Genomic DNA, 18056 nt, shown 5'->3' on the forward strand with positions numbered 1-18056 from the left:
ATAGGCCGAAGTCCTGAGCTTATCTGCTCACGACTCGGGCAGGCTGACAGCCTCACAGTGTCGCAAGCGGCAAAACGCGCTGACCCGCCAAAACCTCCTGCACCTCTTTATTGGGCACGCCTGACTCATCATTGAGCATCAGGGCGGGATGGATTTGCGTCGGCGCCCTGCTTCCCTTGGTGGCGCGAACCAGAACGCGAATAGCCGGGGTTCTGACATCTCCGTGAACTGGAAGAATCGCCAGGCTACCAAAGCCGCGGTCGAGCGCGGCCAGCACGTCGCCGATGCCGTCGGCGCGCCAGATCAGCGTCAGCGTTCCCGACGATTTGAGAATGCGCCGCGCGGCGTGCACCCAGTTTTGCAGCGTGTCCGAGGTGGCGACATGGGCGAGCCCGCGCGCCTTGTCGGGCGAGATACGGTGCCGCGCGGGATCGTTGAACGGCGGGTTCATCAGCACCGCATCGACGCTGTCGGGCGCAAGGCCGGCGGCTGCATACGCTTCGGCGGGAGATTCGACATCGAGCACGATCACATTGGCGGCGATGCCATTTGCCGCCGCATTGCCGCGCGCCAGTTCTGCAAGCGCCGCGTCGATCTCGACCAGCACAAGATCAATGCCGGCCACGCGCCGCGCCGCCGCAAGGCCTGCGGCGCCGACGCCGGCGCCGAAATCGACCACGCGATCGCCCGATCGCGCCGGCGTCGCGGCAGCCAGCAGCATCGCATCGTGACCTGCACGGTGGCCGGACTTCAACTGGCGCAAGCGCAACTGCCCACCGAGGAATGCGTCCTCGGTGCATGCGCCCGCACGCTCAGTCATCGGCACGCAATTCGTGGGCAAGACCGGCGTCGGTCAGGAGCTGGCGGGCCTCGCGGTTGTCGTCCTCATGGACCATGATCCGGCGCGGCAGCATGCCGAGCGAGCCCTCGACGATGCTCATGTTCTGGTCCAGCACCAGATGCTGGATATTGGCGCCATCGAGCAGCGCGCCGATGGCGGAAACCAGCACCACATCGTTGGTCCGAACCAATTCCCGCACGTCGCTCTTCTCCTTCCGGCCCGCCTTGGGGGCGGCGGGCGGCATGTCAACTGGCTAGCTGCCCTTGCCGCGCCGCACCGCAGTTTCTATTGTATCCCAAGGATAGTGTTTATTGGGCAAAAGTGGAGACCAGCGTGGCGGTTATTGTACCCTTCGAGAGCCCGCAAAACGCCTCGATAGAGCCGCTGGTCGCTCTCGTTGCCGCCGACATGGAGCGCGTCAACGCCACCATCCTGTCGCGGACCGGCTCCGAAGTCACGATGATCCCCGAAGTCGCCAACCACCTGATTTCCTCAGGGGGCAAGCGGCTGCGCCCGATGCTGACGCTGGCGATGGCGAACCTCACCGGCTATTCCGGCGACGGCCACATCAAGCTCGCGGCCGCCGTCGAGTTCATGCACACGGCGACGCTGCTGCATGACGACGTGGTCGACGAGAGCGAACTGCGGCGCGGCAAGCTTTCCGCGCGCATGCTGTGGGGCAATGAAGCGAGCGTGCTGGTCGGCGACTTCCTGCTCGGCCAGGCCTTTCGCATGATGGTCGAGGTCGGCTCGCTCCGCGCGCTCGACATCCTCTCGTCCGCCGCCGCCACCATCGCCGAGGGCGAGGTGATGCAGCTGGCGGCCGCGAAAAATACCGCGACCACCGAGGACGAATATCTCGCCGTCATCAGAGGCAAGACCGCCGAACTGTTCGCCGCCGCCTGCGAGGTCGGCCCCGTCATCGCCAACCGGCCGAAGGCCGAGCAGACCGCTTGCCGCTCGGTCGGCATGAATCTCGGCATCGCCTTCCAGCTTATCGACGACGTGCTGGATTACGGCGGCAAGGCCGCAAAACTCGGCAAGAATGTCGGCGACGATTTCCGCGAGGGCAAGATCACGCTGCCCGTGGTGCTCGCCTTCCGCCGCGGCAATGACAGCGAACGCGCGTTCTGGATCAGGGCGCTGGAGCGCGGCGAGATCGGCGGCAACGACCTCGACCACGCCATCGGGCTGATGACCAAGCACCGCGCGCTGGAAGACACGATCAACCGCGCCCAGCATTACGGCGCGATGGCGGTCGATGCGCTGGCGCTGTTTCCGCCCTCGCCGATGAAGTCCGCGCTGGAGCAGGTGGTGGCATTCTGCCTGGCACGGTCGCACTGACGCTTCTGTAGGATGGGTAGAGCGCAGCGAAACCCATCAATTCCCAAATGCCAGCGGTCGATGGGTTTCGCTGCGCTCTACCCATCCTACGAATCCGGAAAATGAATTTCTCGCTGTTTTTGCTCGCCGCGCTCATCATCGCCGCCGTTCCGGGTCCCGGCATCTTCTACGTCGCGGCGCGGACGCTGTCGGGCGGAAGGCCAAGCGGCATCGCGTCCAGCGTGGGGACGGGGCTCGGCGGCCTCGTGCACGTCATCGCAGGCGGCGTCGGCGTTTCCGCGATCATTCTGGCCAGCGCCGAGCTCTTCACGGCGCTAAAGCTGCTCGGCGCGATCTATCTGGTATGGCTAGGCATCCGGACATTTCGCGAAGCCGGCATTCTGCCTGACGAGCGGCCGGTAGCACGGAGCGCTCGCAGCGCCTTCCGGGAAGGCGTGCTGGTCGAGGCGTTGAACCCGAAGACGGCGGCGTTCTTTCTCGCCTTCATCCCGCAATTTCTCGATCCGGCGGGCGCCAGCCCGGCGCTTCAATTCATGGTGCTCGGCCTGATTTCCGTGACGCTCAATACGCTTGTCGACTTCGCGGTAGTCTTCATGGCATCCGCGGCGCGTGAGAATTTTGTGCGCAAGCCGCATCTGTTCCGGCGGCTGAGGCAGGGATCGGGGCTGTTCATTGCCGGGCTCGGCATTTCGCTGGCGCTGGCCCGGCGGCCGGCGACCAGCTAGCTTAGTGTCCCCGCATGCACCCACCATTCGGGGTGCTCTTTCGAAATCTTGTCCGCGGCGCGTTTTGCTTCAGCCGTGTTCTCGTAAAGCGCAAAGCAGGTCGCGCCCGAGCCTGACATGCGGGCCAGCCAGGCGCCGTCGGTGGCATTGAGCGCGGCGATCACTTCGCCGATCAGCGGCTGGATTTTCGTTGCGGGGCCCTCGAGGTCGTTGGTGCCGGCGGCGAGTGCCTCGACCCATTCCTCCAGCGACCCGCCCTCTTCCGGCCAGGGGGACGCCTGCATCATGACGTCGGTGACGCCGACCAGCAGTTCACCGTGGCGCAGGCCGAGCGCTGCGAACACATCCTTGGTAGCGACGGGCACGCAGGGATTGACCAGCACACAAGGCATCTTCGGCGCGCTGAGCGGCCTCAGATTGTCGCCGACCCCGGTCATGTCGCAGGCGCGCGAGGCGAGACAGACCGGCACGTCGGCGCCGGTCGCAAGCGCCACCTCGCGCAGGCGCTCGTCGTCGAATGAGAGATTGTTCAACCGCGCCAGGAGGCGCAGCGCCGCGGCGGCATCCGCCGAACCGCCGCCAATGCCGGCGGCGACCGGCAAGACCTTTTCCAGCACGAAGCCGCCCATCTTCAGATTGGGAATGCTCTCGCCGAGCAGCCGCGCCGCCTTCAGCACGAGATTGTCCGATGTCTCGCCGCAAGCGCTGGCGAGCGGGCCCGTGGTCTGCAGCGACAGTTCCGGTCCAGGTGTCAGCGTCAGGCGATCGGCGCAATCGGCGAACGCCACCACGCTTTCAAGGTCGTGATAGCCATCGACGCGCCGCCCGACTACCCGCAGGGTCAGGTTGACCTTGGCACGCCCCTCTTCCACCAGCCCCGGCATGATACCCTGCGATCAGCCGCCCTTGCCGTCTTCTTTTCGTTTTTCGGCGGAAGCGGCTGAAGAGGTGTCGTCCGGCAGCCCGTTCTCGATCTTGGCTTCGATCTTCGGCAGTTCTTCCGGCTCCGGCTTGAGGTCGCGGGCATGGGCCCACTGGAATTTGGCTTCCAGCGTGCGGCCGACGCGCCAATAGGCGTCACCGAGATGGTCGTTGATGGTCGGATCTTCCGGCTTGAGATCGATCGCGCGCTCGAGATGCTTTACCGCTTCCTCGAAATTGCCGATGCGGTAGTAGGCCCAGCCCAGCGAGTCCACGATATAACCGTCGTCGGGACGCTGATCGACGGCACGCTTGATCATCTTCATGCCTTCGTCGAGGTTGATGCCCTGGTCGATCCAGGAATAGCCGAGATAGTTCAGCACATGCGGCTGCTCGGGCTGTAGCTCGAGCGCCTTGCGCATGTCGGCCTCGGCCTTGCTCCACTGCTTGGAACGTTCCTCGCAGATGCCGCGGTAATAATAGGTGACCCAGGTGTTCTTTTCCGCCACCGCCGGCATCGCTTCGATGCCCTTGGTGTAGGTCTCGGAGCAGTCAGCGAACTTCTTGCGGCCGCGCTCGATATTGCCGAGCGCCATGATCGCTTCGATATCCTTCGAATCTTCCGCCGTGACGCGCTTGAGGATCTTGATCGCGTCGTCGCTGCGGTCGGCGGCATCCAGATTGGTCGCAAGCTGGATCTCCGCGTTCCGCTTCAGCGGCGAGTTGGCCGGCACGCGCTCATAGATCTTGATCGCCATCTGCGGCTTCTTCACCGATTCGTAGAGATCGGCGAGCGACAGCAGCGCCATCGGATGGGTGGGCTGGAGGTAAAGCGCGAGCTGTAGATAGACCAGCGCAAGGTCCTCGCCGCCGCGCCGGGTCAGCGTGGCGCCGATTCCGTAGAGAGCTTCGGCAGCGCCGGCTTGCGCGGAATCGACCAGCGGCGGCAGCTTCTTGCCGGCCTTCGTTTCGCGCAGGCCCTCCTGCACCAGCGGATGCCGCGGCAGCTTCTTGTCGAATGCTTCGTAGACCGCGGTCGCAGCCTGCGCATCCTTGTTGCGCGACAGCCAGCGCCCGTAACTTTCGGCGACGCGCAGCATGGAATCGTCGAGCTTGTAGGCGCGCTCGAGCCGGACGCCGGCTTCCTTCTCGCGGCCCGCGAGATCGAGGATCATGCCGGAATGCAGGTCCTTGAAGATCGGATACCATTCCGGACCGGTCAGCTTGTCGATGTTGGCAACCGCCGCCTTGCTGTCGCCGGCGCCAAAACTCGCCCAGCCGGACAGCAGCGTGGCAACGAGGTCGGTGATCGGACCGCGGATCGACTGGTTGATGTTGATCTGGGCGGTCGCGTATTTCTTCTGCTTGAGGTCGCGCACGCCGACCACGAGCCGCGCCACGCGGTTGGACTTGTCCTGGGTCAGGATGCGGTCGGCGAGCTTGACGGCCTCGTCGATGTCGCCGTCCGCGAGCGAGGAGATGAAGGCGCGGTCGAGCAGCTCGTTGTTCTTGGGATCGGTGCGCAGCGCCGAGCGATAAAATGCCGCAGCCGAAGTGGCGTCGCGTTCGACGCTGGCGTGACGAGCGGCGAGATAGCTGCCCGCGGTGGTCAGCGATTTCAGATCGTGCTTGGTCGGGAATTGCGCCGAGCTATCAGCCGAATGATCCGGCGTCTGCGCCAGCGCGGGGGCCGCGCCTGCCAGCGTGGCAGAAGTGAGCGCAGCAATCGTCAAGCGGGTGAAACGGTTGGAAAGCATCACGGATCGCCTAGCTCCAGGGTTTCAAGGCACGACGCGTTTCAAGGCACGACGTTATGATCAGTCTCGAATGCGAACCCGACCGGCGGCATCAAGCCCAGCGACAATGCCGCTTTTGGCCCATAACCGCAAGGAGACGGGATGGCGAATCGATTGGCATATGGCCCGGATACCGCCAGATGGGCCAGCTTTTCCTGCAAACGCTTCCAGTATGGCGGTATCGTGGCCGGGCCACCTCACGCAATCGTGGTTCGCTTTCCTACATCGCCTCATAGTTGGGGCCACCGCCGCCCTCGGGCGGAACCCAGGTAATGTTGCCGTTCGGGTCCTTCACGTCGCAGGTTTTGCAGTGGACACAATTCTGGGCATTGATCTGGAAGCGCGGGCCTGACGCTTCCTCCACCCACTCGTAAACGCCGGCCGGGCAGTAACGGTTCGACGGGCCGGCATAGACATCGTGCTCCGACGTCTTTTGCAGGTTCATGTCGGCGACCTTGAGATGGACCGGCTGGTCCTCTTCGTGATTCGTGTTGGACAGGAATACTGACGAAAGCTTGTCGAACGACAGTTTGCCGTCCGGCTTCGGATAGGCGATCGGCTGATGTGCCTTGGCGGCATCGAGTGTCTTGCGGTCGGGTTTTGCGTGCGACTGTGTGCCGAACAGCGAGAAGCCGAGCGTGTTGCACCACATGTCGAAGCCGCCGAGCGCGACGCCGATGATGGTGCCGAACTTCGACCACAGCGGCTTGACGTTGCGAACCCGATGCAGGTCCTTGCCGACAGCGGAATCGCGCCAGGCATTTTCGTACTCGACCAGTTCGTCATTGGCGCGGCCGGCGCCGAGTGCCGCGGCAACATGTTCCGCGGCGAGCATGCCCGAGCCCATCGCATTGTGCACGCCCTTGATGCGCGGCACGTTGACAAAACCCGCGGCGCAACCGACCAGCGCGCCACCGGGGAATGTCAGCCGCGGCACCGACTGATAGCCGCCTTCGGTGATGGCACGCGCGCCATAGGCAAGCCGCTTGCCGCCCTCGAACACCGTGCGGATCGAGGGATGGGTCTTGAAGCGCTGGAATTCGTCGAACGGCGACAGGTACGGATCGTCATAGTTGAGATGCACGACAAAGCCGACCGCCACCTTGTTGTCGTCGTAGTGATAGAGGAACGAGCCGCCGCCGGTGGAATTGTTGAGCGGCCAGCCGAACGAATGCTGGATCAGCCCCTTCTGGTGCTTTGAGGGATCGATCTCCCAGACTTCCTTCAGTCCAATGCCGAACTTCGGCGGCTCGCTCTTCGCATCGAGCGAGTATTTTGCGATCAGTTGCTTGGAGAGCGAACCGCGCGCGCCCTCGGCGAACAGCGTGTACTTGCCAAGCAGCTCCATGCCGCGGGTGAAGGAATCCTTGTGCGAGCCGTCCTTGGCGATGCCCATATCGCCGGTCGCGATGCCGCGCACGGCGCCGTTGTCGTCGTAGAGCACTTCGGCCGCCGCGAAGCCGGGATAGATCTCGACGCCGAGCGCTTCCGCCTTCGGCGCCAGCCAGCGGCAGACATTGCCGAGCGAGCCGATATAGCAGTGATGATTGTCCATCAGCGGCGGCATCATGAAGCCCGGCAGCCGGATCGCGCCGCCGCCGGTCATCCAGTAGAAGCGGTCGTCCTTGACCTGCGTCTTCAGCGGACAGTCGTCATCCTGACGCCAGTCCGAGATCAGCTTGTCGAGCGAAACAGGATCGATGACCGCGCCGGAGAGGATGTGTGCGCCGACCTCCGAGCCCTTTTCCACCACGACCACATTGAGATCGGCATTGAGCTGCTTCAACCGGATGGCCGCGGCAAGACCCGACGGTCCGGCGCCGACGATCACGACGTCGAATTCCATGGATTCGCGCGGGGGTAATTCTTCGCTGCTCATGATCTGGTCCCGGCCCGGGTTGAGAACGCTTCTAAAGGGTCCTTGTTTCCGATTTTTTCAGCAAGGACAACCATGGAAATGCGCCGCAGGGCGTTTCGTGTCCTCCGGATCATGCGCTAGATTGGCATAATGCCGACCATGCCCGAGCCCGCCCCTACCGTTCAGCAATTGCTGGCCTTTTACCTTGAGGCCGGGGTCGACTGCGCGCTGGGCGAGGAGCCCATCAATCGGCTGGCTGATCCGGACGCCGCTCCGCCGCCGCGCGAACCGGTCGTCCGCGAAGCGCCGCCGAAAACGCTATTCCAGACCGCGCCCGCGGCTTTGCCCGCACGTGCCGATGCCACGATCGCGCCGGAGGCCGCGATCGGTTCGGCGCGCGAGCTGGCGCGGACCGCGCCCACCCTAGAGGCGCTCAGAGCGTTGCTGGAAAATTTCGACGGCTGCGCGCTGCGGCAAACCGCAACGCGGCTGGTGTTCGCCGACGGCAATCCGCAGGCCCGCATCATGTTCGTCGGCGAAGCCCCCGGCCGCGACGAGGACATCGAGGGCCTGCCATTCGTCGGGCGCTCCGGCAAACTGCTCGACCGCATGATCGCGGCAATCGGGCTCGACCGCAGCAAGGCCTATATCGCCAACGTCATCCCGTGGCGGCCGCCCGGCAACCGCACGCCGACGCCGCAGGAGACGCAAATCTGCCTGCCCTTCATCCAGCGCCAGATCGAGCTGGTGAATCCGGATGTGCTGGTGACGCTCGGTAATCCCTCGACGCAGACCCTGCTGCAAACCCGCGAAGGCATCATGCGCACGCGCGGCAAATGGTTCGATTACGACACCGGCACGCGGGTGATCCGCGCGATGGCGACGTTCCATCCGGCCTATCTGTTGCGTTCGCCGTCCTACAAGCGGATGTCGTGGCAGGATTTGCGCGCGATCGCGAAGGTGTTGGCGCAGTCTTCGTAGGGTGGGTTAGCCGAAGCGTAACCCACCGTTGTTCTCACGCAAAGATGGTGGGTTACGCTGCGCTAACCCACCCTACGAATGTTGCGCAGCGTCCGGGGAATACCGCAAGATCACGGATTCTTTGGCCGTACGATGGCCCAGCCGATCCGCAGCAGCGGCTGGCGGCCGCTGACGTACCATTCGAATGCGCGCGGCACTTCCGGCACGAGGCCGGGAAAGCGTTTTGCAATGTCAGGCGGCGGTGTGCCGACGGTGTCGGATGCGCGCCAGACCACGACGCCGCCGGTCTCGGCGAATTTCGCGGTGTTGAGCCACGGCGTTCGTTCCGGCGTGGCGTCGAGCAACAGATGCGGACGCCCCCGGTCCAGCGAGATCAGGGTCGCAAGCCTGGGATCGCCGGCCACGGCTCGCAGGCGGTGACCAGTGCGCCGCTGGAAACTGTCGCCGAAGAAGCTTGCGACCGCAGTGGCCGGCAGCGATGTCGGCACTTCGGCCGCGCTCGTCCAGGGCAGGAACAAGGTGCTTCCGATCGCCACCAAAGCCGGCGCCAGTATCGCGAACGCCCATACCGCGCGGAGCAGCCGCTGACGGCGCAGATGAACGAGATCGCCGGTTGCGACGATCACGGCAAGGCCCCACAGCAACAGCGCAATGCCGGCCCCGCCGGTGACGTGATCGAAATTGAAGATGCCCGCGATCAGGCTGCCGCCGAGCGCGGGAGCAATCGCAAAGCAATAGACGAACTGGCGCGCCAGCGGATCGACCGGCGGCCGGTAGATGATCGGCGCTTCCTCGCTGGCGCGGCTGAACCAGCGCGAATTGAGGATCACCAGCAGCACGATGGCGGACATCGCCAGCAGCAGACCGCCAAGCAAGCCGCCCCAATGCGTCGCGCGCGCGCTGAGATCATCGATCGAGGGCCATTGCGGCCAGACAAGCGCGTTGGCGCGGACCTGCCACACGACATAGGGCAGCGCCAGCACGGCGATCACGAGCAGCGCGTAAAGCGGATCGAACGACATCAGCGTGCGCCGGCCGCGCGGCGTGGCGAGTGCAAATCCCACAACGAGCAACAGCAGCACGGGCGCCGCCGACGTGGTGAGCAGCAAAAGGCCGGCCTCGATCGACCAGGCGAACCAGGCGTTGCGGCGGTTCTGGCCGATGAGTTGCCAGGAATGCAATAGCAGCATCGCCCAGATCGGCCGTGCTGCTACCAGCGGGCCGAATTCGACGCCGGACGAGCCGAAAGCGGTGACCGTCATGGTCAAGAGCACCGCCAGCACCGCCTGCTGGCCGCCGACAACGGCGCGGGCGAGCAGATACAGCGCCCACAGCGCGCCGACATTGCATATCTGCGCCAGCACGTAGACGCCGAAGATGTGATTGCCGGCGGCACGGAACGCGATATCGGCGACCCAGAACGCCAGCGGCGGACCGAGATCGGTGCCGACCTGGAATTCGCGCCCGAACGCCAGCACAGTGGCGACGTCGCCCGGCGGGCTGCGATACAGCACGAGCGGCAGGATCAGCCATATTGCCGCCTGGAACAGCAGCACGAGCCAGACCACCAGCCGCGGCCGGGCGCGGATCAGTTCGACTACCAGCGAGGTGAAACGCATGAACCGCCTGAAATCCCCATCCGGCCGAATCTCTTGTTTTGGGCATGATCTTATCGGAAAACCGGTGCCCACTTTTCCGGATCATGCCCTACCTTGGCCGGCCGCATTCGATCCCCCGATTGTTGATAAAGGGAGGCCGCGGTCGAGGCAACTGCCGTCAAACGGCGATGGAAATCTCTGACACGGCTGAGGTGTCGACCGTAAAGAGGTCGCGGTCGGCCTCCTCCGGAAAGTGCTTTATCCGCGCCGCGACGACGGGCGCGAAAAAGCTGCGGTGATGCGCCGAGGGGCCGAGCCGGTCCAGCGCCTCCAGATGTTCCGGCACGGCATAGCCCTTGTGGCTCTCAAAACCATAGCCCGGACAATCCAGCGCCAGCGCGCACATCAGCCGGTCGCGCGTCACCTTGGCGACGATCGAGGCCGCGGCGATCGACATCACGATCCCGTCGCCGCCGATCACGGCATCGCAGTCGCAAGGCGTAGCAAGCTTGTCGCGGCCATCGACGAAGACGTGCTTTGGCGGTTCGGGCAGCGCAGCCACCGCACGCGCCAGCGCCCACAGCGAGGCACGCAGGATGTTGTCGCGGTCGATCCGCGCCCGCGAGGCGAAGGCAACCGCAAAGGACGAGGTCGCGCAGATTTCCTCGAACAGTTCCTCCCGGCGCTCAGGCGTCAGCCTCTTGGAATCGTCGATGCCTTTTGGAATGCGCTTGGGATCGAGCACGACGGCCGCGGCCACCACGGGACCGGCGAGCGGACCGCGACCGGCTTCGTCGCAGCCGGCGACCGGCCATACGCCGCGCTTGATCAGCGCGCGTTCCCTGCGAAAGCTCGGCGGCGCGACCGCGATGACGCCCTTTGCCGGCTTTTCCGGTTTCTTCTCAGGTTTCTTCTTGGAATTGTCCCGAATCATGCGCGGGATCGTGCGTCAGACAACGCCCGCTGCGCAACCGGGAACCGCGGCGCTATTCCCGTTATTCAAGGGCGTTGAAGACTAGTCCGGCAAATGTACGCGCCGGTCTTCGCCAACCTCGATACCGGGCGCGACCACGACTTCCCAGGGATGCTTGTCCGGATCGGCGAAATAGCCGGAATAGCCGCCATAATCGGTTTTGTGGGCCGGTTTCAGCAACGAGGCGCCCTTCGAGATCGCGAAATCGAGAACGCGGTCGACCTCTTCAGCGCTTGCACAGTTCCACGCCAGCGTCATGCCGCGAAACGTCCATGGGTGTGGCTTCTCCCGCAGCGTTGTGTCCTGCGCGAGTTGATCCCATGGGAACAGTGCGATGACAGTGGCGCCCGTTTCGAAGAACGCAACCGCCTCGCCTGTTGCGGCCATCTTTCGCTTGAAGCCAAGCGCTTCATAGAAGGCAATGCTGGCGCGCATATCGCCGACGCCCAGCGTGATGACGGTCAGTCGCGGAATTGGAATGTTTGATTTGTTGCTCATATCGCCATCCTCCCCGTCATTGCCAGAGCTATCGCATAGGGTTGTGAATCTGCGGCCTCAATGGTTCGAGACGCGCCGCAAGCGGCGCTCCTCACCATGAGGGTCGAGATTTTGCCGCGTAACAGATCCTCATCCTGAGGAGCCCGCCAACAGCGGGCGTCTCGAAGGATGCGCCGCGCGTGACACTGGATTGCTTCGCTTCGCTCGCAATGACGGCGCCACAAACGGCTAAAACAAACTCAACTGCTGCCCGCTCCGCTTCGGCCTCGCAAAATGATCGGTCGTCAGCTTCGAGCGCCGCTTGTTGAGGCCGAGCTTTTCGCAGGCGATCTCGAAACGCCGCCCGATCATCCAGGCCATCGGACCGGTCCCCTTCATCCGCGTGCCCCATTGCGAGTCGTAGTCGCGGCCGCCGCGCATGTCGCGGATCAGGGTGAAGACGTGACGATAGCGATCGGGATAATTCGCCATCAGCCATTCGCGGAAGAGGTCGCGCACTTCCAGCGGCAGCCGCAGCACCACGTAGCTTGCTTCCTTGGCGCCGGCATGCGCCGCCGCATCGAGGATGCGCTCGATCTCGGAATCATTCAGCGCCGGGATCACCGGCGCCACCATCACGGTGGCGGGAATGCCCGCCTGCGCAAGCTGGCGTATCGCCTCCAGCCGCTTCGGCGGCGTCGAGGCGCGCGGCTCCAGGGTGCGCGCCAGCTTTGCATCGAGCGTCGTCACCGACAGCGCCACCTTGACCAGATTGCGCTTGGCCATCTTCGAGAGGATGTCAATGTCGCGGGTCACCAGCGCCGATTTGGTCACGATGCCGACCGGATGGCCGGCGCGCTCCAGCACTTCCAGAATGCCGCGCATGATCTTTCGCTCGCGCTCGATCGGCTGATAGGGATCGGTATTGGTGCCGATCGCGATCATGCGCGGTTCGTAGTCGGGCGCGGCCAGCTCCTTCTCCAGCAGCGCAGGCGCATCGGGCTTGACCAGCAGCTTCGATTCGAAATCCAGCCCCGGCGAAAGACCGAGATAGGCGTGGGTCGGCCGCGCGAAACAATAGACACAGCCGTGCTCGCAGCCTCGATAAGGATTGATCGAGCGGTCGAAGCCGATGTCGGGCGAGTCGTTGCGCGCGATCACCTTGCGCGAGGTATCGATGGAGACCGTGGTCTTGAACGGCGGCAAGTCCTCAAGGCTCTGCCAGCCGTCGTCGAAGGCGACGCGCGCCTCCGCCTCGTAGCGTCCGCTGGCGTTGGATTGCGCGCCACGGCCGCGCCGGCGCTCGCTCTCGATCGCGACCGCCAGCTCAGGAAAAGGAGTCGCACCCGCCGGCTCGGAGGGCGCCGTGACCGGCGGGTGCTTGAGGGCATGAGAGGATGCTCGGCTCATGCAGCGAACATAACACGGCGCGAGAACAAATCAAGAACATCAGCGCAAGATTCACCGTGGAGCGATGGAAACCTTTGCCGCAAAAATCCGCAACGGGACGGCTGATTTGAATGTGACAAGGTGATAACAAGCTGCGTTTTCCACTGTTTTGAGCTAATGAAGCCTCATTAATGTTGAGCGTGATCATTCCCACGGAAGGTGTCGAACAACCGGCCGTCGCAACCCTTGCGGCTTTGGTGCCGGGCGCCGCCGCGGGAATCATTCGCGAGGTGCTGCTGGTCGATCGCTCCGGGTCCGCCGTGATCGAGCGCGTCGCCGACGTCGCCGGTTGCCGTTTCCTCGCCGCCGAGGGATCGCGTGCTGCGGCCCTGGCGGCCGGCGCCAAACAGGCGCGCTCGCCCTGGCTGATGTTCCTGCATGCCGGCGCGGTGCTCGATTCCGGCTGGATCGAGGAAACCACCCAGTTCGTCAACAACGTCGCCAGCAGCGGCCGGCCCCGCGCCGGGATCTTTCGCTATGCCCGCTCGCCCTACGCCGAAACGCGCTTCAGCGACGGTTTCAGACTGCTTGCCCGCATGATCGCGGGGCCATCGGCCGAACAGGGGCTGCTGATCGCGCGCGACCATTACGACCGGCTTGGCGGCTACCGGCCGGATGGCCGCCGCTCGGAGGCCCGCCTGCTGCGCCAGCTCGGCCGCTCCTCGCGCATCATGCTGCGCAGCCGGATCATGGTCGCCTGAGACAGGCCGGAGCCACCCCGCTCGCACCGCTCGACCAAAATATCGAAAACAACCCCATGCACAGTAGGCCGTGGCCGTTGGCGGCACCGATCGCCCCGCTGCCCGCGAAAATATACTTGCCAAAGTCAAATAATTATTTGACAATGGCAAATATTTGAGGTGCACGATGGCGATACGAGAATCCGGCGGCGAAATTTCTGCAATTCGCGCGTTCAACCGCTTCTACACACACAAGCTCGGCGTGTTCGACCAGCATTTCATGAAGAGCCCGTTCTCGCTGAGCGAGGGCCGGGTGTTGTACGAACTCGCCCACCGGGACGACCTCGCAGCCAAACAGATCGGCATCGAGCTTGGCCTCGATGCGGGCTACCTGAGCCGCCTGATCCAGAATTTCGACGAAAAAGGCCTCGTCACCCGCCAGCCCCTGCCCTCGGACCGCCGGCAATACCAGCTCAGCCTGACGGCCAAGGGACGGCAGGCCTTTGCCAAGCTCGATCGCAGCTCGGACGATCAGGTCATAGCCATGATTGAGGGATTGGCGGATGACGATCGCCGGCGCCTGGTGGCGGCGATGGCCACCATCCAGCACCTGCTCGGCACGGCCGATGCGCCCAAGCCCGCCGTCCTGCGCGATCCGCGCCCCGGCGACATGGGCTGGGTGATCTCGAGCCAGGCAAAGGCCTATGCCGAGGAATATGGCTGGGACATCAGCTACGAGGCGCTGGTCGCTGAAATCTGCGCGCAGTTCATCAAGAACTATGACGCTTCGCGCGAGCATTGCTGGATTGCGGAAGCAGACGGCCTGCCGATTGGGTCGATCTTCCTGGTGAAGGGCAGCGACGACATCGCGAAGCTGCGGCTGTTGCTGGTGGACAAAAAGGCGCGCGGGCTTGGCGTCGGCCGCGCGCTCGTCGAGCAATGCATCCGCTCGGCGCGCGAGAGAGGCTACAAAAAGATGACGCTGTGGACGCAGAGCATCCTGGTCGCCGCGCGCGGAATCTACCAGAGCGCCGGCTTCAAGCTGGTGGCGAGCGAACCGCACCACAGCTTTGGCGTCGATCTCGTGGGCGAGACCTGGGAGCGCGAGCTGTGAAGGCCGAGCGTCGCGATGCACCGCGGCGCTTAACGCCGGAATTGCTGGCGTTCTACAAACTGCGCGCAAAGCAGCTTCGCGACCAGGCTTATGTCGATGCGGTGTCGGCGGTGTGGGCGTGGCTGAAAAGGCTTGCACGCCGTTGACGCCTCTCCTCTTTGTTTGAGCATGATCTTTCGGAAAACCGGTCTCCACTTTTCCGGATTATGCTCTACGCCGACGCGCCCTTCGCCTTCGGGCGGCGCAGATGCTCGTCCAGCCGCGGCATGATCTCGACGAAATTGCAGGGCCGCGTCCGGTAGTCGAGCTGTGCCGCCAAAATGCCGTCCCAGCCGTCGCGGCAGGCGCCGGGAGATCCCGGCAGGCAGAAGATGAAGGTCGCATTCGCCACGCCCGCGGTGGCGCGGCTCTGCACGGTGGAGGCGCCGATCTTGGCGTGGCTGAGCATGTGGAAGGCGATCGAAAAACCGTCCATGCGCTTTTCGAACAGCGGCTCGATGGCTTCCGGCGTCACGTCGCGGCCGGTGAAGCCGGTGCCGCCGGTGGTGATGATGGCGTCGACGCCGGCGTCAGCGATCCATTTGCGGATCACCGCGCGGATTTCCTCGACGTCATCAGTGACGATTTCGCGCGCGGCGAGCTTGTGACCGGCGGATGTCAGGCGGTCGGCCAGTGTCGTGCCGGACTTGTCATCCGCGAGCGAGCGCGTGTCGGAGACGGTCAGCACCGCGATGTTGAGCGGCACGAATTGTTTGGTTTCGTCGATGGACATTGCGACCTATCTTTCGTGTCCCGGACGCGGTGCAGCGTCCTTCACGCTGCTCCGCAGAGCCGGGACCCATTCTTAATGGCCGGCTCGAAACGTGGGCCCCGGCTCTGCAGCGCACCGCAGGAGTCGCGCTTCGCGCGATCCCGGACGCGCTGCGCAGCGTCCGGGGCACGAGACTTACAACGCGCCCGCGCCAAAGGTGTTGCAGGCCTGCACGGTGCCCTGCTGATAGCCGGTCATGAACCATTGCCTGCGCTGCGCGGCGGAGCCGTGGGTGAAGCTATCAGGCACCACTCTGCCCGTCGCCTGGCGTTGCAGCGTGTCGTCGCCGATCGCGGTGGCGGTCTTGAGCGCCGCATCGATATCGCCGGCTTCGACGAAGCCCGGGCGCTTCTTTTCCTCGCGGTTGACCCAGACGCCGGACAGACAGTCGGCCTGCAACTCGACTTTCACCTGCAACGCATTGGCTTCCGCCTTGCTGCCGGCCTGCTGCTGCGCGCGCTGCACGCGCGGCAGGATGCCGAGCAGGTTCTGGATATGATGGCCGGCCTCATGCGCGATGATATAGGCCGTCGTGAAGTTGCAGGCAGATTTGCCCGAACAGCCGCGGAAGCGCGTCTCGACCTCGCGGAAGAACGCGGTGTCGAGGAAGATCGTGCGGTCCGGCGGACAATAGAACGGTCCCATCGCCGACTGCGCCATGCCGCAGCGCCCGCCATTGGTGGCGTTGCGGAACAGGACGATTTTCGGGCCGGTATAGTTCTGGCCGCTGGCCTTGAAGATTTCGCTCCAGCGGTCGTCGAGCTCGCCGAGGATGCCCGCGATCATGCTGCCCATCTCGTCGGTCGGCGCACCGGTCTTGCCCTGGCGGGAGGGACGATCCTGCTGATAGCTCGGCGCCTGCCCGCCGCCGGAGAGTATCTCGGCGCCGCCGATCAGGATGCGCGGATCGATGCCAAAGGCGTAGCCGAGCAGGCCGAGCACGATGATGGTGCCGATGCCGAGACCGCCGCCGCCCATCGGCACGCCGAAGCCGCCGCCGCCACCCATGCCGCCACTGTCGCGACGGTCATCGATCTCGTCGCTGCGGCGAAAGTCATCGTAGCGCATGATGGTTTTCCCTCATTCCCTGCCCGCTGGCACTGCGTGTGCGCAAAGCCTAACGCGGCACAGACGTAAAATTTCCATTCCGTTAATCAATAGCCCGCCCGGCAAATATTGCCTAGTGCACCTGTGCGCGCACGGACCGCCAATCTCGCCCAACAACTTTGTCCTTAAGTCGATTTTTACTTTGCCGGGTCAATGTGTGGCCAGTCGGTTGTTTAGTCCCGCGTCGCCGACAGCGTCGCCTGAGTCAGAGTAATTGAGTCATGGTTGTGTCGCGTCGCGGGGCGTCTGCAAGGGCGCCCCGCACTAAATTTGAGTCTGTGCCTGACAGCAGCATCATCGTCGGCGACTGCGTCGCCGAGATGTCGAAGCTTCCGGCGGCTTCCGTCGATCTGGTGTTCGCGGACCCGCCCTACAATCTCCAGCTCAAGGGCGATCTCAAGCGTCCCGACGAATCGCATGTCGACGCCGTCAACGACGACTGGGACAAGTTTTCCTCCTTCGCCGCCTATGACGATTTCACCCGCGCCTGGCTCTTGGCCTGCCGCCGCGTCATGAAGCCGTCGGCGACGATCTGGGTGATCGGCTCCTATCACAACATCTTCCGCGTCGGCACCATCATGCAGGACCTCGGCTTCTGGGTCCTCAACGACATCGTCTGGCGCAAGTCCAACCCGATGCCGAATTTCCGCGGCCGCCGCTTCACCAATGCGCACGAAACCATGATCTGGGCGGCGCGCGACGAGAAGGCCAAGGGCTATACCTTCAATTATGAAGCGCTGAAGGCGGCCAACGAAGACGTGCAGGCGCGTTCCGACTGGCTGATCCCGCTCTGCACGGGCGAGGAGCGGCTCAAGGGCAAGGACGGCAAGAAGGTGCATCCGACTCAGAAGCCGGAAGGCCTGCTGGCACGCGTGCTTTTGTCGTCGTCGAAGCCCGGCGATCTCGTGATCGATCCCTTCAACGGCACCGGCACGACCGGCGCCGTGGCAAAACGTCTCGGCCGCCGCTATGTCGGCTTCGAGCGCGACCCGGCCTATGCGGCCGCGGCTGAGGCGCGCATCGCGGCGATCGAGCCGCTGCCGGAAGCAACGCTCGCCCCGTTCATGACCGCCCGCGAGGCGCCGCGCGTGGCGTTCTCCGAACTGATCGAGCGCGGCATGATTTCGCCGGGCGCAAAGCTGGTCGACGCCAAGAAGCGCCATGGCGCGCTGGTGCGCGCCGATGGGGCCATCATGCTCGGCGACAAGGTCGGCTCGATCCATCGCATCGGCGCGGTCGCGCAAGGCTCGGGCGCCTGCAACGGCTGGACTTTCTGGCACGTCGAGACCAAGCAGGGCCTCAAGCTGATCGACGAACTGCGCGCGGAAATCCGCTCGGGGATGGCGGCGGGTTAATTTACCGCCCGCCCCGTTCACCAATC

Annotated in this window: 18 protein-coding genes; 7 read left to right on the forward strand and 11 right to left on the reverse strand. The window is 64.4% G+C overall.

Features of this window, described 5'->3' with window-relative positions:
• Nucleotides 1–52: 52 nt before the first annotated feature.
• On the reverse strand, nt 53–820 hold the full coding sequence (locus tag JQ628_RS02285) for a tRNA1(Val) (adenine(37)-N6)-methyltransferase (protein WP_212218507.1): 768 nt from the start codon (nt 818–820) through the stop codon (nt 53–55).
• Nucleotides 813–1040, reverse strand: coding sequence for a DUF2007 domain-containing protein (locus JQ628_RS02290; RefSeq protein ID WP_212218510.1), 228 nt, complete (start codon nt 1038–1040; stop codon nt 813–815). Before JQ628_RS02290 ends, JQ628_RS02285 begins: the two co-directional genes overlap by 8 nt.
• Before the next feature lie 134 nt (nt 1041–1174).
• Here JQ628_RS02290 and JQ628_RS02295 point away from each other — a divergent pair, with 134 nt between their 5' ends.
• Together JQ628_RS02295 and JQ628_RS02300 are read left to right on the forward strand one after the other, a co-directional pair.
• Nucleotides 1175–2185, forward strand: coding sequence for a polyprenyl synthetase family protein (locus tag JQ628_RS02295; RefSeq protein WP_212218513.1), 1011 nt, complete (start codon nt 1175–1177; stop codon nt 2183–2185).
• Nucleotides 2186–2277: 92 nt separating this feature from the next.
• Nucleotides 2278–2910, forward strand: a complete 633-nt coding sequence (locus JQ628_RS02300; RefSeq protein ID WP_212219335.1) for a LysE family translocator — start codon at nt 2278–2280, stop codon at nt 2908–2910.
• Here JQ628_RS02300 and JQ628_RS02305 read toward each other — a convergent pair.
• The 3 genes from JQ628_RS02305 to JQ628_RS02315 all read right to left on the reverse strand — a co-directional run bounded on the left by JQ628_RS02305 (nt 2907) and on the right by JQ628_RS02315 (nt 7506).
• Nucleotides 2907–3794, reverse strand: a complete 888-nt coding sequence (locus tag JQ628_RS02305; RefSeq protein WP_212218516.1) for a 4-(cytidine 5'-diphospho)-2-C-methyl-D-erythritol kinase — start codon at nt 3792–3794, stop codon at nt 2907–2909. The genes JQ628_RS02300 and JQ628_RS02305 overlap by 4 nt on opposite strands.
• Before the next feature lie 12 nt (nt 3795–3806).
• Nucleotides 3807–5588, reverse strand: a complete 1782-nt coding sequence (locus JQ628_RS02310; protein ID WP_212218519.1) for a tetratricopeptide repeat protein — start codon at nt 5586–5588, stop codon at nt 3807–3809.
• Between the two features lie 259 nt (nt 5589–5847).
• Nucleotides 5848–7506, reverse strand: a complete 1659-nt coding sequence (locus tag JQ628_RS02315; protein ID WP_212218522.1) for an electron transfer flavoprotein-ubiquinone oxidoreductase — start codon at nt 7504–7506, stop codon at nt 5848–5850.
• 129 nt (nt 7507–7635) lie between these two features.
• Here JQ628_RS02315 and JQ628_RS02320 point away from each other — a divergent pair, with 129 nt between their 5' ends.
• Nucleotides 7636–8466, forward strand: coding sequence for a uracil-DNA glycosylase (locus tag JQ628_RS02320; protein ID WP_212218525.1), 831 nt, complete (start codon nt 7636–7638; stop codon nt 8464–8466).
• Between the two features lie 110 nt (nt 8467–8576).
• Here JQ628_RS02320 and JQ628_RS02325 read toward each other — a convergent pair whose 3' ends face one another.
• The 4 genes from JQ628_RS02325 to JQ628_RS02340 all read right to left on the reverse strand — a co-directional run bounded on the left by JQ628_RS02325 (nt 8577) and on the right by JQ628_RS02340 (nt 12924).
• Nucleotides 8577–10085, reverse strand: coding sequence for a glycosyltransferase family 39 protein (locus JQ628_RS02325; protein WP_212218528.1), 1509 nt, complete (start codon nt 10083–10085; stop codon nt 8577–8579).
• A gap of 157 nt (nt 10086–10242) precedes the next feature.
• Nucleotides 10243–10998, reverse strand: a complete 756-nt coding sequence (locus tag JQ628_RS02330) for a ribonuclease HII (protein WP_212218531.1) — start codon at nt 10996–10998, stop codon at nt 10243–10245.
• 81 nt (nt 10999–11079) lie between these two features.
• Nucleotides 11080–11535: a VOC family protein gene (locus tag JQ628_RS02335; RefSeq protein WP_212218534.1), complete on the reverse strand. Its 456-nt coding sequence runs from the start codon at nt 11533–11535 to the stop codon at nt 11080–11082.
• Nucleotides 11536–11763: 228 nt separating this feature from the next.
• Nucleotides 11764–12924 carry a PA0069 family radical SAM protein gene (locus JQ628_RS02340; RefSeq protein ID WP_212218537.1) on the reverse strand — a complete coding sequence of 387 codons (1161 nt, stop codon included), beginning with the start codon at nt 12922–12924 and terminating at the stop codon, nt 11764–11766.
• Nucleotides 12925–13094: 170 nt separating this feature from the next.
• Between JQ628_RS02340 and JQ628_RS02345 the strand changes: the two genes are divergently transcribed.
• The 3 genes from JQ628_RS02345 (at nt 13095) to JQ628_RS02355 (ending at nt 14903) form a co-directional block, all read left to right on the forward strand.
• The gene (locus JQ628_RS02345; RefSeq protein ID WP_212218539.1) at nt 13095–13664 is read left to right on the forward strand and encodes a glycosyl transferase; all 570 of its coding nucleotides are present in this window, start codon (nt 13095–13097) and stop codon (nt 13662–13664) included.
• Nucleotides 13665–13830: 166 nt separating this feature from the next.
• Nucleotides 13831–14757, forward strand: coding sequence for a bifunctional helix-turn-helix transcriptional regulator/GNAT family N-acetyltransferase (locus JQ628_RS02350; RefSeq protein ID WP_212218542.1), 927 nt, complete (start codon nt 13831–13833; stop codon nt 14755–14757).
• Nucleotides 14754–14903 (forward strand): hypothetical protein, encoded by a 150-nt coding sequence (locus JQ628_RS02355; protein WP_212218545.1) that lies wholly within the window; start codon nt 14754–14756, stop codon nt 14901–14903. Before JQ628_RS02350 ends, JQ628_RS02355 begins: the two co-directional genes overlap by 4 nt.
• Before the next feature lie 65 nt (nt 14904–14968).
• On the opposite strand, the gene moaB is transcribed toward JQ628_RS02355, so the two are convergent.
• Together moaB and ypfJ are read right to left on the reverse strand one after the other, a co-directional pair.
• Nucleotides 14969–15529 carry a molybdenum cofactor biosynthesis protein B gene (gene moaB, locus JQ628_RS02360; RefSeq protein WP_212218548.1) on the reverse strand — a complete coding sequence of 187 codons (561 nt, stop codon included), beginning with the start codon at nt 15527–15529 and terminating at the stop codon, nt 14969–14971.
• Nucleotides 15530–15703: 174 nt separating this feature from the next.
• Nucleotides 15704–16636, reverse strand: coding sequence for a KPN_02809 family neutral zinc metallopeptidase (gene ypfJ / locus JQ628_RS02365; protein ID WP_212218551.1), 933 nt, complete (start codon nt 16634–16636; stop codon nt 15704–15706).
• Nucleotides 16637–16896: 260 nt separating this feature from the next.
• Here ypfJ and JQ628_RS02370 point away from each other — a divergent pair, with 260 nt between their 5' ends.
• A complete protein-coding gene (locus tag JQ628_RS02370; RefSeq protein WP_283815755.1) occupies nt 16897–18030 on the forward strand; it encodes a site-specific DNA-methyltransferase in 1134 nt (377 codons plus the stop codon).
• Nucleotides 18031–18056: the final 26 nt, after the last annotated feature.

The organism is Bradyrhizobium lablabi, assembly GCF_018129385.1.
Taxonomy (GTDB): domain Bacteria; phylum Pseudomonadota; class Alphaproteobacteria; order Rhizobiales; family Xanthobacteraceae; genus Bradyrhizobium; species Bradyrhizobium lablabi_C.

Coding starts and splice junctions, on each gene's coding strand:
- JQ628_RS02285 (WP_212218507.1), bottom strand. CDS start 820: ATGACTGAGCGTGCGGGCGCATGCACCGAGGACGCATTCCTCGGTGGG.
- JQ628_RS02305 (WP_212218516.1), bottom strand. CDS start 3,794: ATGCCGGGGCTGGTGGAAGAGGGGCGTGCCAAGGTCAACCTGACCCTG.
- JQ628_RS02310 (WP_212218519.1), bottom strand. CDS start 5,588: ATGCTTTCCAACCGTTTCACCCGCTTGACGATTGCTGCGCTCACTTCT.
- JQ628_RS02315 (WP_212218522.1), bottom strand. CDS start 7,506: ATGAGCAGCGAAGAATTACCCCCGCGCGAATCCATGGAATTCGACGTC.
- JQ628_RS02320 (WP_212218525.1), top strand. CDS start 7,636: ATGCCGACCATGCCCGAGCCCGCCCCTACCGTTCAGCAATTGCTGGCC.
- JQ628_RS02325 (WP_212218528.1), bottom strand. CDS start 10,085: ATGCGTTTCACCTCGCTGGTAGTCGAACTGATCCGCGCCCGGCCGCGG.
- JQ628_RS02330 (WP_212218531.1), bottom strand. CDS start 10,998: ATGATTCGGGACAATTCCAAGAAGAAACCTGAGAAGAAACCGGAAAAG.
- JQ628_RS02335 (WP_212218534.1), bottom strand. CDS start 11,535: ATGAGCAACAAATCAAACATTCCAATTCCGCGACTGACCGTCATCACG.
- JQ628_RS02340 (WP_212218537.1), bottom strand. CDS start 12,924: ATGAGCCGAGCATCCTCTCATGCCCTCAAGCACCCGCCGGTCACGGCG.
- JQ628_RS02345 (WP_212218539.1), top strand. CDS start 13,095: ATGTTGAGCGTGATCATTCCCACGGAAGGTGTCGAACAACCGGCCGTC.
- JQ628_RS02350 (WP_212218542.1), top strand. CDS start 13,831: ATGGCGATACGAGAATCCGGCGGCGAAATTTCTGCAATTCGCGCGTTC.
- moaB (WP_212218548.1), bottom strand. CDS start 15,529: ATGTCCATCGACGAAACCAAACAATTCGTGCCGCTCAACATCGCGGTG.
- ypfJ (WP_212218551.1), bottom strand. CDS start 16,636: ATGCGCTACGATGACTTTCGCCGCAGCGACGAGATCGATGACCGTCGC.
- JQ628_RS02370 (WP_283815755.1), top strand. CDS start 16,897: ATGGTTGTGTCGCGTCGCGGGGCGTCTGCAAGGGCGCCCCGCACTAAA.